Raw genomic sequence first — 12,131 nt, 5'->3', positions numbered from 1 at the left:
AACCGAAGCCTTGGGTGATGTGCTCATCATGCACTTCGGCCTCGGGCCAGAGCGCCTGAAGGCGGACGGGTGAAGGGTAATCAGGCGTTGCGGCCTCAAGCCCCAGTTCGGCGTGCGCCGCCCGCCACTCGTGAAAGCTGTCGATCGCCATGGTGCTGAAGGCGAGGGTGCCGGCGGGGGCAAGCAGGCGGCGCAGCGCCTCAACGCTTTCGGCCAGCCGCTCGAACCACTGGAAGGACAGGCTGGAGACGATGAGGTCAAAACCGCCAGGACCAGACCGGGAATTGTGCGCAAAGCAGGGTTGCTCGCCGTCCATCACCACGAAGCGGGTGTTGGGCAGATGGCCGAAGCGCCCCTGCGCTGTAAAGATCATGTCGGGCGAGAGGTCGGAGAATATCCACTCACCATAGGCAAGCCGGGGCTGGAGAGCGGCGTGAACGAAGCCGGTGCCGCAGCCGAGCTCCAGAACGCGGGGCGCAGGCGGTAAGGGCTGGGACAGGACTTTCTCGGCCAGATGCCGGGCCACCTGGCGCTGAACCGCGGCATGCTGGTCATAGGTCGCAGCAGCAAGGCCGAATGCCTGGCGCACCTGTCCTTTGCGTGTCACGGCCTGAAGATCCTTCCCCTTGGGCAGAAACGGCGGCAATTCGGCTGCCGCGCACGCCCATTCCTTGGGGCTCCCTTACGGGCAAAGCCATGGGATCCGCAAGATGGGGCGGCAAATGAAGCGACGAGGCGGATCTGGCCGAAGCTTCAGTACACGTCCCGGCGATAAAGGCCGTCTTCGGTCAGTTGGGCGAGCTGGGCATCGCCCAAAATGTCGGCAAGCGCGGCGTGAACGTCTCCGGCCATGCCTTCGGCGCTGCCGCAGACATAAATGGCCGCGCCCCGGCTGACCCATTCGGCAACGCTGTCCCGGGCCTCGAGCAGGCGGTGCTGCACATAGACGCGCGCCTCCTGATCGCGGGAAAATGCAAGGTCCAGCCGCTCAAGCACGCCGCTGGCCTGCCACGCTTCCAGCTCCTCCCGCAGGAAGAAATCATGCGCGCGGTTGCGCTCGCCGAAGATCAGCCAGTTCCGGGCCTCGCCAGAGGCGGCCTGTGCTTTCAGATGGGCGCGCAGGCCCGCAAGCCCGGTGCCGTTGCCGATGAGGATGAGCGGGCGCAGGGCCTCCTGCGGGTGGAAGCTGCTGTTGCGGCGGATGCGCAGGGGAACGGTGCCGCCCACGGGCGCATGATGGGTGAGCCAGCCCGAGCCTGCGCCAAGCTGGCCTTCTTCATGGCGCACCTGCCGGACGATGAGATCGAGCATGCCGTCTGCCGGCAGGGAGGCGATGGAATAGCTGCGGTGCGGCGGATGGCCGGACGCCTCGGGCGCATGGCCGGGCAGCTCGATTTCGGCGATGTCGCCAGCTTCCCATGCCAAGTCAGGCGAAGACGCGCGCAGGCGCACCAGATAGGCCGGGCCGCCGATGCTGCCGGGGTTGAGGAGCGTGCGCTCGGCCAGCACCCACGGCGCGAATTGCGGGCCATCGGAGATTGCAACATTTTCGGAGGCGCCAAGACGCGTCAGCTGTTCCTTCCACGCGGCAATGCTGGCGTCCGCGCCGTTGTCCACCTCAATCCGCTCGAACAAGGGCGTGGCCTTGGCTGCGCGCAGCCAGTCATCCAGCTGACGGCCGAAGGCGCAGAAATTCGCGTAGCTGCGATCCCCCAGCGCCAGCACGCCATAGCGGAGGCGCGAAAAGTCAGCGGACGCGCTCATCACCTTGGAGACGAAGCGGAAGGCGTGGGTCGGCGCATCGCCTTCGCCGGTGGTGCTGACGATGAACAGCGCGCGCTCGAACGTTGCCAGGGTGTCTGCGTGCACCTGTTCCAGCGGCAGCAGCGTGACGGTGCGACCGGCGGCGCTCAGGCTCTCGGCCGTGCGCCCGGCCAGATATTCGGCAAAGCCGCTCTGGCTGGCATAGGCCACCAGCAGGGAAGCGTCCTCACTCCCGTTCTGCAGGCTGACGCCCTGCTGTTTGCGCATTTTGTGGCGGCGGGCGATCCACAGGCAGAACAGCCCGTAGAGCAGGGCAACGGCAAAGGCATACGCAAGGCGCAACTCGGGAGACATGATTTAATCCAACATTTCGCGAAGGGCGGGCGAGAGGAGCTCCTCAACACCATCGCCGGTTCGCCGGATCAGGTAGGCGGCGATTTTGTGCTTATCCGCAGCGGCGAGGGCGGCATCCGCCCCAAGAACGGTCAGGGCGGTGGCCCAGGCATCCGCCAGCATGCAGGAGGGGTGCAGCACGGTGGCCGAGATCACGCCGTTGTCGATGGGCCAGCCGGTACGCGGGTCAAGCGTGTGGGAGAAATGCCGCCCATTGCTTTCAAACCAGCGGCGGTAATCACCGGAGGTGGCAATGGACAGGCCGTAGAGCGCGACACGGGTTTCAGTGAGGCCGCCGGGCGTATTTGAAGAGATGCGCGAAAAGTAAGCGGGGCGCTCGATGGCCACCCACCACGGCGAAGCGTCAGGCTTTACGCCTTCGCCGCGCAGCTCCCCGCCGATCTCCACAAGGAAATGGCGCAGGCCGAGGTGTTGCAGGGCATCCGCCACATGATCGACGGCAAAGCCCTTGGCGATGCCGGAAAAATCGAGGCGCAGTCCGCCGGGCTGCAAAATGCTGCGGCCGGAAATATCGAATTCCAGTTTCTGCCAGCCGCCTGAGGCCAGCGCCGCGTCAATTTCGGTCTGCGCAGGAGGTTCGCTGCGGGCAGGGGCGGGCCCAAATCCCCAGAGATCAACGAGCGCGCCGATGGTCGGGTCAAATGCGCCTGATGTCTGCTCCGCGATCTGGCGGGCACATTTCAAAACGGTGCGGAAGGGCGTGGGCAGCTCATGCCACGAGCCGGGGGCGGCCGTGTTGTAGCGGCAGAGGAGGGAGTGTTCCTCCCAGTGGCTCATCTGGGCGATGACTTCGTCCAGCCGGTACTGGATGGCCGCTTCAATGTCTGGAAGGGAGAGGCCGAGCGCGGGCGGCGCCACCAGGCGGGCGGACCAGCTCGTTCCCATGGTGTGCCCGCTGAGGCTTTCCACCGGAGCGTCCGGCTCCCGGCCGGCGATGGCGAGGGGCGACAGGGCGGGGGGAACGAGAATGCGCATCGAGTGAGGAGAGTTGGCGGGCGCCATCTGAAAAAGACGCGCCCGCCCGACCCGTTACTGCGGCATGACTTCAACGGTCATGACATAGGCGGCGCGGCGGGCACTGGCCTGCGGCACGGACGTCTTGTCGTCGGACGTCTCGACTTCCAGCCAGTACATGCCAGGCGTCGGATAGGTGAGGGACACCTCGCCGTTAGCGTTGGTCTGGCCGGTGATTTCGATGGCCTGATTGCGATAGCGGGTGCCGCCGGGCACGGCGACGACCTTCAGGTTTGCGGCGGGCTTGCCGTCCAGAAGGAAGCGGAAGGTGGCGGCTTCGCCCTCGACCAGATCGTTCGGATGGGTGACGGGCTCCAGCTCAAGGCCCTTGCCGGTGGTCTTGAAGACGTCCTTGGTCAGGTTGCCGTTGCTGACGAAGGTTTCGTTGCGGCTGACGACCTCGGTGATCTTCACGTCGGTTGCGTTCGCTGGAATTTCCTTCAGCCGCTCGACCGGGCCGCGCAGGCGCTTGGTCTCGCCGCCCACCTTGTAAGTGGCGGTCGCGGAGTGGCCTTCGGAGTAGATCTTGTAGGTGCCCGGCTTGTCCAGCTTCACGTCGAGCGTGGTGCGGTAGCGGCCGGTATTGCCGTTCTGGGGCTCGACGGCCGAACCATCGGGCGCGGCGACCTTGAGGGCGCGCAGCTGCATCGGCACATGGTCGGCGTTGAACAGGTTGTTCGAGACAGCAGCGTCAACCGTCACCCACATGTCGTTGCCCGAGACGTTGGTGGCGGAGGGCAGAATCCAGGCGCGGTGGGCGCTGGCGGAGACGGACGCCATCGACAGGACGGCAACCGCGGCAAGGCCGGTCGCGAGATTCTTGAAGCGGTTGGACATGCGTGTCTCCTTATTTCTTCAAAGTGAGTTTGACCGCGCCGAGTTCGGAGCTGCCCTTGGCGGACAGGTTTTCTCCGCCCTTGGGCGGCCACTGGAAGGGAATGCGCAAAAACTCGCGGCCGCCCAGTTCGCGCGCGGCCTCGATGACGAATTCGTATTGGCCTGCAGGCAGGCTGTTGAGCGGCTTCTTGCCTTCAGTGAAGCTGACGTCATGGGTGCCGGGGGCCTTGGTGGCACCGCTGACGCCATCGACCGGCATGGTGAGATTGCGGCCGCTCTTGCGCCACCACAGGCGCATGTCGGAGAGCCACTTGGTGCCGCCGTTGTCCGCCATCTTCACGTCGTACCAGACGGCGAGATCGAGCGGCTTGGCAAGGCTGCCGCCCTCGATCCACATCGCCACATACGGGCGGTGATATTCGCTGACGTTAATGCGCGGAATTTCCACCGAAACGGACATGCCGGCCGCATGGGCCGGAGCAACCGACATGCCGGCAAGGACGGCCGGGCCGGTGAGCCAGAGGGGTTTGAGGGACTTCATGGCGATGCCTCTTTTCAGTGGATCATCAAAATGGCGAGAATGACCGGAATGACGAGCCCGAGGCCGACCACCGGCCAGGTGGAGGGACGGTTGCCCGCGTAAAGCTGGAGCAGCAGCAGGCCGGTCAGGGAGAAAATGACGCAAGCGGCGGCGAAGATGTCGATGAACCAGCTCCAGGCCGTGCTGGTGTTGCGGCCTTTGTGCAGGTCATTGAGGTAGGCGATCCAGCCGCGATCGGTCTGCTCGTAGACAACGTCGCCGGTCTCCCGGTCAACGGTCAGCCAGGCGTCCCCTCCCGGCCGGGGAAGGGAGACGTAGATCTCCTCTTCGGACCATTCGGCGGTGCGATCGCCGACCCAGAGGTCGAGTTCCTCGCTCAGCCAGTCTCGCAGGGGAGCGGGCAGGGGAGCCTCTCCCTCATCGGCCCCGGTTTGCAGGCCCTGGAGCAGCGGCGTGGGCAGGACGGCTTCCTGCTCGGTCACCTGCGGGGTTCCCTCGATCTGCGTTGCATGGTTCAGGGTGATGCCGGTGAAGGCGAAAACCAGCATGCCGACAAGGCAAAGCCCAGAGCTGATCCAGTGCCAGCGCTGGATATGGCGCAGCCAGAAGCCCCGGCGGTTCCGGTTTCTGGTGTTATCTGGGGCAATCGAATCAGCCATATCGCCTCTATAAAGATTCCCGAGCGGGACTGGTAGTACAAATGAGAGTTATTCGCAAAAGATTGCCAAGGCTCCCTCAGCACAGACCGCCTGGGCGCAAACAGTTACGGCGCAGGAACCGAAATCCCTGCGCCGTCAAACCCGGCCCGTCAGGAAGGGCTGGCGATGTTACGAGGCGGACATCGCTGCAGACGGGGTGCTGATACCCAGCCCTTCGGCAACGCGGCGGCCGTAGTCCGGGTCGGACTGGGTGAAGTGGCTCACCATCCGTTCCTGGATGATGGCGTCACACTGCGAGAGCGCGTTGACCAGATTGCTTACCAGTTCATTGCGCTCAAGATCCGAGAACATGCGCCAGCGATCGCCGGGCTGCTTGAAGTTGCAGGGCCGCTCGAGCGGCTGGCGCCCGACCTGCCCTTCCACGAATATGCGCGGCGGCGGCCCCAGCCGGTCCTGCTGGCGCAGGCCGTTGCGGTTGGAGGGCTCGTAGTTGATGTGAGGGTCCGTCCCCTGATCTGCCCCGTCCACCACATAGGACATCTGGCCGCCCCGCTGGTTGGTGGCGAAGGGGCACCGGGGCGCGTTGATGGGCAACTGCAGATAATTCGGTCCCACCCGGTAACGCTGGGTGTCCGAATAGGCGAAGGTGCGTCCCAGCAGCAGCTTGTCGTCGGAGAAATCGATGCCGTCCACCAGCACGCCGGTCCCGAAGGATGCCTGCTCCACCTCGTTGAAATAATCCGCCGGGTTGCGGTCCAGCACCACATGACCGACGTGCAGCATGGGGAACTGGTCCTCCGGCCACAGCTTGGTGGCATCCAGCGGGTCCCAGTCCAGCTCGGGGTGGTCATCGTCGCTCATGACCTGGATGTACATGTCCCACTCCGGATGTTCGCCCCGCTGGATCGCATTGTAGAGATCCTGCGTCGCATGGTTCCAGTTGGTGGCCTGCAGGCCGCTGGCCTCGTCCTGATTGAGGTTGCGCACGCCCATCTTCGGCTGAAAGTGGAACTTGCACAGCACCGTCTGCCCGTGGGCGTTGACAAGCTTGTAGGTGTTGACGCCCGAGCCCTGCATCTCGCGGTAGCTGGCCGGAATGCCCCAAGGGCTGAACAGCCACGTGACCATGTGGGTGGATTCCGGCGTCAGGCTCAGGAAATCGAAAATCCGGTTGGGATGCTGGACGTTGATGACCGGGTCCGGCTTGAAGGCATGAATGAGATCGGGAAACTTGATGGGATCGCGGATGAAGAACACCTTCAGATTGTTGCCCACCAGATCCCAGTTGCCGGTTTCGGTATAGAATTTGATGGCGAAGCCGCGCGGGTCCCGCAGCGTCTCCGGGCTGTGCGCACCGTGCGTTACAGTTGAAAACCGGATGAAGACCGGCGTGCGGGTGCCTTTGCGGAACACCTTGGCGCGGCTGTACTCTTCGATCGAGATGTCGCCGGCCCTTCCGGTCGGCACGAACCAGCCGTGCGCTCCGGCCCCGCGCGCATGCACCACGCGCTCAGGGATACGCTCGCGGTCGAAGTGGGTAATCTTCTCCAGAAACTGATAATCCTCGAGAACAAGCGGGCCACGCGGGCCGACGCTGCGCGTGTTCTGGTTGTCGTAAACCGGGTGACCCTGACGGGTCGTGAGGCCCACGCCGGGCCTGTTGCCTGAAGGCTTGCTGTCCTCTGCCATGATGAAGTTCTCCCTGCCGCTGGATGTCGTGGATCAGGGAACAACGGGCAAGACCGCCCGCTGTTGCGTGTGGCGGCTTGATCGATGGGGCGGGCGCTCTCACATTGAAGCTCTGCCGTGGGGTGCCGCCCGACTGCTTTATCCAGCCGCTTAAGGGGTTTTTGTGCCTGTCTTTTCCGTTCTCGATCTCGCACCGATCGTTCAGGGCAGCGATGCCGGACAGGCGTTGCGCAACAGCCGCGATCTGGCCCGTCATGCCGAGGCATGGGGGTACAAGCGCTTCTGGCTGGCGGAGCACCACAACATGACGGGCATCGCCAGTTCAGCAACGGCGGTTGCGATCGGGTTCGTGGCGGAGGGGACCAGCACGATCCGGGTGGGTGCAGGCGGCATCATGCTGCCGAACCACGCGCCGCTGGTGGTGGCGGAGCAATTCGGCACACTTGAATCGCTCTATCCGGGGCGCATCGATCTGGCGCTGGGGCGCGCGCCCGGAACGGATCAGGCAACGGCGCGGGCGTTGCGGCGCGACTTTAGCAACAGCGCTGATCGGTACCCGCAGGATGTGATGGAGATTCAGCGCTACTTCGGCACCGCCGAGCCGGGCCAGGCGGTGCGGGCGGTGCCGGGCGAAGGGCTGAACGTGCCGATGTGGATACTGGGCTCCAGCCTGTTCGGCGCGCAACTGGCGGCGCACCTTGGCTTGCCGTTCGGCTTCGCCTCCCATTTCGCGCCGACGCACCTGATGGAGGCGCTGAAACTCTACCGGGCCCTGTTCAAGCCGTCTCCCACCTGCCCCAGGCCCTACGTGCTGGCAGGCTATAATGTCTTTGCGGCAGACAGCGCGGCGGAGGCGCGGCGGCTGTTCACCTCGGCCCAGCAGCAATTCGTGCTGTTGCGGCGCGGTCAGGCCGGCCCGTTGCCCCCACCGCGCGACAGCATGGATGGGTTCTGGACCCCGGCGGAGAAGTTCGGCGTGGAGCAGATGCTGGCCTGCACCGCAGTTGGCACGCCGGACATGGTGGAGGAGAGCTTGAGGACCTTTATCGAGGAGACCGGTGTCGACGAAGTGATCGTTGCGGGCCAGATCTTCGACCACAGGGCGCGGCTGCGCTCGTTCGAGCTCATGGCCGAGGTGGGCCGGAAACTGAACGGAGCGGCAAAGGCCTGACCGTAAAGGGCAGCGCACCGGGGCCGGCCCTCGGCCCGACCGTCGCAGAGCGGAACGGCAACGGCAGCCATGTGTTTAGTGAGCAGGACAACTGGGCGGGGGCCAATCCCTCGTGTCATAAAAGGAGCTTTCAGAACATGGCGAACCGGTCTGCTGCAGGCACCCACTATCATACGCGTCGGAATGTAACGGGCACGGAGCGCTGGGTCTCCCTTTTGGGCGGACTGGCCCTAGGCGCCGCTGCCCAGCGTGGCGGTTTCATGAAGCGGACCCTGTTCGGCCTTGCCAGCGCCTCACTGCTGGCGCGCGGCGCAACGCGCTACTGCCCGATGAAGGCGGCGATAACCGACAACGTGCCGCTGCGTCAGGGCTACAGCAACATGTTCCGCATGCTGGCCAAGCCGTTCATGTCAGGCACGGCGAGCATCGATAATTTCCAGACGCTCTACATCAACGAGCTGCAGGAACTCCACAACGCCAAGGGCCAGATGGAAGACCTGCTTCAGTCGCTGGAAAACGTGGTCGAACATGGCGCCATCCGCCAGAAGCTGTCTGGCTACCGCATGCAGGTCAAGCATCATCAGGAGCAGATCGCCAGCATTCTGGAGCGGTGCGATGCGTCCCCGGAAATCCACGAAGACGACGCGATGGAGGCTCTGGTCAACGAGACCGAGAAGATGCGCAAAGTCAGCGGATCGGAAGCGCTGCGTGACGCGGGCATCGTGGCGTCGCTCCAGCGCCTGATCCACCATCAAATTGCCGGACTGGGCACGGCGGCAACCTATGCCAAGACCATGGACCGCATGAGCGAGGCCGAGACCCTGCATCGCCTGATGGAGGAGGACAAAGCCGTAGATGACGCGCTGAGCGGTCTGGCCAAGGAACTCATCAACCCGGCAGCGGCGGGCAAGCAGAACGAGCCGCAGGCAACGGTGAGCCAGGGCGAGCCGGTTCTGCCCTGATCGCTCACCTCATAAATTAATCATCTCTGTTCGAGGGCGCGGGTTGCACGGCAACGCCGCGCCCTTCTGCTGAGAGAAAGCGCCGAACTGATCGCGGCAAGACGGCTAAAATTCATGCTGGAGCGGCAATTGGCCTGCCGCCAGCGCCCATTCGTGCTGGCGTTCTTCATAGACGGAGACATGCGGCGGTGGAAAGCTCGGGTCAGCAAACATGCCAACCGCCACAACAACGGAGCCTGGTGACCCATTGGGCTCCCAGTAAACCGTCGAGGCGCATACCGGGCAGGAACTGAAGGCGGTTGGCTGGCCACTATCGCCGAGCCGCGTCCACTGCGTGGCGCTCCCCTCGATCGTCACCTGCTTGAGCGAGAAGCGCGCCTGCGTTCCAAAGACGCTGCCGGTGCGTCTCTGGCATTCAAAGCAATGGCACACGGAGATGCGAGCAGGCTCGCCTTCGCATGTCAGGCGGAGCTGCCCGCAGCTGCACGATGCGACACGGGTCATCATGCGCGTATCCCCGAGTCTTGCTTGATCATAACGTAGCAACCTCAAGTGTCCGGTTCGAGCCGTCAGGCGGAACGAGAAGGCTGGCCGCCCGGGTTGGAGCGGCCGGCCTCTCATTGTTTGCAGTACGGGCTCAGCGACCGGCGAGCTTTTCCAGATCGCGCAGGTTGACACTGGCGACGGCGGCCTTGAGGTCGTCCATGTCGACGCCTTGTCCCTCAGCCTCGACGACGAAGCGATTGCCGACGATGACATTGTAGGAGCCGCTGCGGCTGGCCTTGTCCCACTTTTCGGTGACCATGCGCCCGTCAGCGGTGCTGACGCGCTCGTAGCCGGTATCGGTCTCGTGGCTGGACTGGATATTGAGGGCAGAGCCCATCGCGGCAAAGCCGCCCATGGCGGCAAGGTCGGTCACTTCCAGCGACGCGGTCATATCGCCCGAGCCATAGGTGGCGCTGGCCTGCGAGCCGCCGATGTCGCCGACACCGCCAGCGGAGGACTCCACCCCGGTGCGCTCCAGCCCTGTAAGGCGGGAGGGGAGGAACGCGGCAAGCTTGCCCGGATCAATGGGCTGCTTGCCGGTGCCGTTCTCCATGTCGCGCGCGGCGTCTTCCATTTGCCTGGCTGCCGCGTTGAGCTTGTCCAGATCAACCGCGCCGACGCCCGGCACGTTCATGCTGCCGGAGATCTCGTCGGAACTGGAAGACAGTACACCGCCCCCGCTCCCGAAAAGTCCGGTCACGGAAGACGCCAGAGCACCGGTGAGAATCAACACGGCAATCGAGGCGACGATCACCACAGCGGTGTAGGAGAGCGCCTTGTCCTGCGGGGCCTTCATCAGCTTCGGCAGGCCGAGATAGAGCAGATAAAGGCTGTAAAAACCGAGGATCGACAGGAGGGAAATGGCCGGAATAATTTCGAATATGCCGGCCACCCATGCGGCGGTGGCCGAATAGGCGGCTACCTTCAGGGCCTGGGCGCGATTGCGGGAAGCATGGAAAACCGGGGCGAGCCCGTCAATGACCAGCGCGATCACGAAAACGGAGGCGAGGGTCAGCACATATTGCACGACGGCTGCGCCAACCGCCGTGCCGAAGGACGGCCGATAGCTGATGCCGAACAGGGAGTGGCCGAACACGAGCGAGCCGATGAGCCCGGCAAGGACGGGAATGGCCGCCAGCGGCATGACATAGTTTTTGTAGAGCCGGGCAGTGGACGTGTATTCGGTATCGATCCGGTCCCACTCCTTGGACGGCTGGAGCAATATGCCCTTGACCCGTTCGACCAGGCCGGATGACGGCGCCGGAGATGCTGCATTGGTTTCCATGGTTCCCCCCCATTGCTGAGACCATCCGATCCGGGTGCAGTGCATGCTGCGTGGCGGTGTACCCCTGCCGCCAATCAGACGTGCCGCCCCATTTCCCGGCTGCCCGGTCGGACATTCTAGTCCGTAAATCTAATTCAGCGGCAAGACGGTACCAAGCGGTAAATTTTTCAGCCGTTTAGAACTGTTTTAGGTTTATGGTTTCATCTGAAATCATATGCTGGTGTCGTGAAGCAGCCAGAAAGGACGGGCGGTAATGCGCGCAAGTCTAGTGTCCAGATGGCGGGCCGGAGAGGCAACCGCGGGCCTGTGGCTGAACCTCGGCACTCCGGTCGTGGTGGAACTGGCGGCGGAGTGCCGCCCGGATGTGATTGTCCTGGATGCGCAGCACGGCCTGTGGGAGCGGGGCTCGCTCGAATGGGCGCTGGGGTTGACGGGCGACAGCGCCGCCCTGGTGCGGGTGGCGCGCAACCGGCCGGAGCTTATCGGTCAGGCGCTGGACGCAGGCGCATGCGGGGTGATCGTGCCCCTCGTCAACACGCCGGAGGACGCAGCGCAGGCGGTTGCCGCCGCCCACTATCCCCCCAAGGGCCAGCGCAGCGGCGGCGGCATCCGGCCCTTGAGAGAGGTGGGCGCGTATGTCTCGCGCTGCCGCGAAGAGACGGCGGTGTGCGTGATGCTGGAGACAAGCGAAGGGTTTGAGAATGCTGCCGCCATTGCCGCGACGCCCGGTGTCGACATGGTCTTCATCGGGCCGGGCGACCTTGGCCTGTCCCTCGGCGATATGGGGGACGGGCTCGAGGCAGCCATCGGGCGCATTCGCGAGCTGTGCGCCGCGGCCGGGGTGGCGTGCGGCCTGTTCACCCATGGCCCGTCAGCCGCAAAGGCACGGGCGCGACAAGGCTTCCGGCTGGTGATTGTGGGAGATGACGTCAGTCTCCTGCGGCAGGGGTTTGCAGATGCACGGCGGGAATTCGAAGGGGAGGGTTCGGATGACTGAGAGGGACGAGGAGCGGCGCACTGCGCTGACGGGCGTTGCCCCGCATGTGGCGGCGGTCTCGCTCGACAATATTGCCAACATCGCCAAGCAGGCCTTCGATACCACCGACGTGCTGCCGCTGTGGTTCGGGGAGGGCGATCTGCCGACGCCGCCGTTCGTCGGCGAGGCGGCGGCGCAGGCGATCCGCGACGGGCATGTATTTTATACCCACCAGAACGGCATCCCGGCGCTGCGCCAGACGCTGGCGGACTA

The 12,131-nt window shown here is 64.5% G+C and carries 12 protein-coding genes and 1 pseudogene; 4 read left to right on the top strand and 9 right to left on the bottom strand.

What is annotated here, in order from left to right; all coding sequences use genetic code 11:
* The 7 genes from VIG90_RS16890 to VIG90_RS16860 form a co-directional block, all read right to left on the bottom strand.
* The coding region (locus VIG90_RS16890) for a methyltransferase (RefSeq protein ID WP_331594692.1) at nucleotides 1-607 on the bottom strand (607 nt) is incomplete at its 3' end.
* Nucleotides 608-753: 146 nt separating this feature from the next.
* Nucleotides 754-2,118, bottom strand: coding sequence for a sulfite reductase subunit alpha (locus tag VIG90_RS16885; RefSeq protein ID WP_331594691.1), 1,365 nt, complete (start codon nucleotides 2,116-2,118; stop codon nucleotides 754-756).
* Between the two features lie 3 nt (nucleotides 2,119-2,121).
* Complete coding sequence (locus VIG90_RS16880; RefSeq protein WP_331594690.1) at nucleotides 2,122-3,180, bottom strand: FAD:protein FMN transferase; 1,059 nt, start codon at nucleotides 3,178-3,180, stop codon at nucleotides 2,122-2,124.
* Nucleotides 3,181-3,207: 27 nt separating this feature from the next.
* On the bottom strand, nucleotides 3,208-4,029 hold the full coding sequence (locus VIG90_RS16875) for a DUF4198 domain-containing protein (RefSeq protein WP_331594689.1): 822 nt from the start codon (nucleotides 4,027-4,029) through the stop codon (nucleotides 3,208-3,210).
* Nucleotides 4,030-4,039: 10 nt separating this feature from the next.
* Nucleotides 4,040-4,570 carry a DUF2271 domain-containing protein gene (locus VIG90_RS16870; protein WP_331594688.1) on the bottom strand — a complete coding sequence of 177 codons (531 nt, stop codon included), beginning with the start codon at nucleotides 4,568-4,570 and terminating at the stop codon, nucleotides 4,040-4,042.
* 14 nt (nucleotides 4,571-4,584) lie between these two features.
* Entirely contained in the window at nucleotides 4,585-5,229 is a 645-nt protein-coding gene (locus tag VIG90_RS16865; protein WP_331594687.1) for a PepSY-associated TM helix domain-containing protein, read from the bottom strand.
* 168 nt (nucleotides 5,230-5,397) lie between these two features.
* Complete coding sequence (locus VIG90_RS16860) at nucleotides 5,398-6,918, bottom strand: catalase (RefSeq protein ID WP_331594686.1); 1,521 nt, start codon at nucleotides 6,916-6,918, stop codon at nucleotides 5,398-5,400.
* A 163-nt stretch (nucleotides 6,919-7,081) separates the two neighbouring features.
* Here VIG90_RS16860 and VIG90_RS16855 point away from each other — a divergent pair, with 163 nt between their 5' ends.
* Both VIG90_RS16855 and VIG90_RS16850 read left to right on the top strand, forming a co-directional pair.
* Nucleotides 7,082-8,089 carry an LLM class flavin-dependent oxidoreductase gene (locus VIG90_RS16855; protein ID WP_331594685.1) on the top strand — a complete coding sequence of 336 codons (1,008 nt, stop codon included), beginning with the start codon at nucleotides 7,082-7,084 and terminating at the stop codon, nucleotides 8,087-8,089.
* Between the two features lie 137 nt (nucleotides 8,090-8,226).
* Complete coding sequence (locus tag VIG90_RS16850) at nucleotides 8,227-9,051, top strand: ferritin-like domain-containing protein (RefSeq protein ID WP_331594684.1); 825 nt, start codon at nucleotides 8,227-8,229, stop codon at nucleotides 9,049-9,051.
* 105 nt (nucleotides 9,052-9,156) lie between these two features.
* Here the strand turns inward: VIG90_RS16850 and VIG90_RS16845 are convergent, their stop codons facing one another.
* Both VIG90_RS16845 and VIG90_RS16840 read right to left on the bottom strand, forming a co-directional pair.
* Complete coding sequence (locus tag VIG90_RS16845; RefSeq protein ID WP_331594683.1) at nucleotides 9,157-9,558, bottom strand: GFA family protein; 402 nt, start codon at nucleotides 9,556-9,558, stop codon at nucleotides 9,157-9,159.
* A 130-nt stretch (nucleotides 9,559-9,688) separates the two neighbouring features.
* Entirely contained in the window at nucleotides 9,689-10,882 is a 1,194-nt protein-coding gene (locus VIG90_RS16840; RefSeq protein ID WP_331594682.1) for a Yip1 family protein, read from the bottom strand.
* Between the two features lie 253 nt (nucleotides 10,883-11,135).
* Here VIG90_RS16840 and VIG90_RS16835 point away from each other — a divergent pair, with 253 nt between their 5' ends.
* On the top strand, nucleotides 11,136-11,879 hold the full coding sequence (locus VIG90_RS16835; RefSeq protein ID WP_331594681.1) for an HpcH/HpaI aldolase family protein: 744 nt from the start codon (nucleotides 11,136-11,138) through the stop codon (nucleotides 11,877-11,879).
* Nucleotides 11,872-12,131 (top strand): annotated as a pseudogene (locus VIG90_RS16830) (hypothetical protein); the annotation flags it as partial. The gene VIG90_RS16835 and the pseudogene VIG90_RS16830, both read left to right, overlap by 8 nt.

Origin of the sequence: Pedomonas sp. (assembly GCF_036515995.1) — a bacterium.
Taxonomy (GTDB): domain Bacteria; phylum Pseudomonadota; class Alphaproteobacteria; order Sphingomonadales; family Sphingomonadaceae; genus Pedomonas.
Note: the sequence above shows the minus strand (reverse complement) of the source record. Positions and strands in the feature narration are given on the sequence as shown.

Coding starts and splice junctions, on each gene's coding strand:
- VIG90_RS16885 (WP_331594691.1), bottom strand. CDS start 2,118: ATGTCTCCCGAGTTGCGCCTTGCGTATGCCTTTGCCGTTGCCCTGCTC.
- VIG90_RS16880 (WP_331594690.1), bottom strand. CDS start 3,180: ATGGCGCCCGCCAACTCTCCTCACTCGATGCGCATTCTCGTTCCCCCC.
- VIG90_RS16875 (WP_331594689.1), bottom strand. CDS start 4,029: ATGTCCAACCGCTTCAAGAATCTCGCGACCGGCCTTGCCGCGGTTGCC.
- VIG90_RS16870 (WP_331594688.1), bottom strand. CDS start 4,570: ATGAAGTCCCTCAAACCCCTCTGGCTCACCGGCCCGGCCGTCCTTGCC.
- VIG90_RS16865 (WP_331594687.1), bottom strand. CDS start 5,229: ATGGCTGATTCGATTGCCCCAGATAACACCAGAAACCGGAACCGCCGG.
- VIG90_RS16860 (WP_331594686.1), bottom strand. CDS start 6,918: ATGGCAGAGGACAGCAAGCCTTCAGGCAACAGGCCCGGCGTGGGCCTC.
- VIG90_RS16850 (WP_331594684.1), top strand. CDS start 8,227: ATGGCGAACCGGTCTGCTGCAGGCACCCACTATCATACGCGTCGGAAT.
- VIG90_RS16845 (WP_331594683.1), bottom strand. CDS start 9,558: ATGATGACCCGTGTCGCATCGTGCAGCTGCGGGCAGCTCCGCCTGACA.
- VIG90_RS16840 (WP_331594682.1), bottom strand. CDS start 10,882: ATGGAAACCAATGCAGCATCTCCGGCGCCGTCATCCGGCCTGGTCGAA.
- VIG90_RS16835 (WP_331594681.1), top strand. CDS start 11,136: ATGCGCGCAAGTCTAGTGTCCAGATGGCGGGCCGGAGAGGCAACCGCG.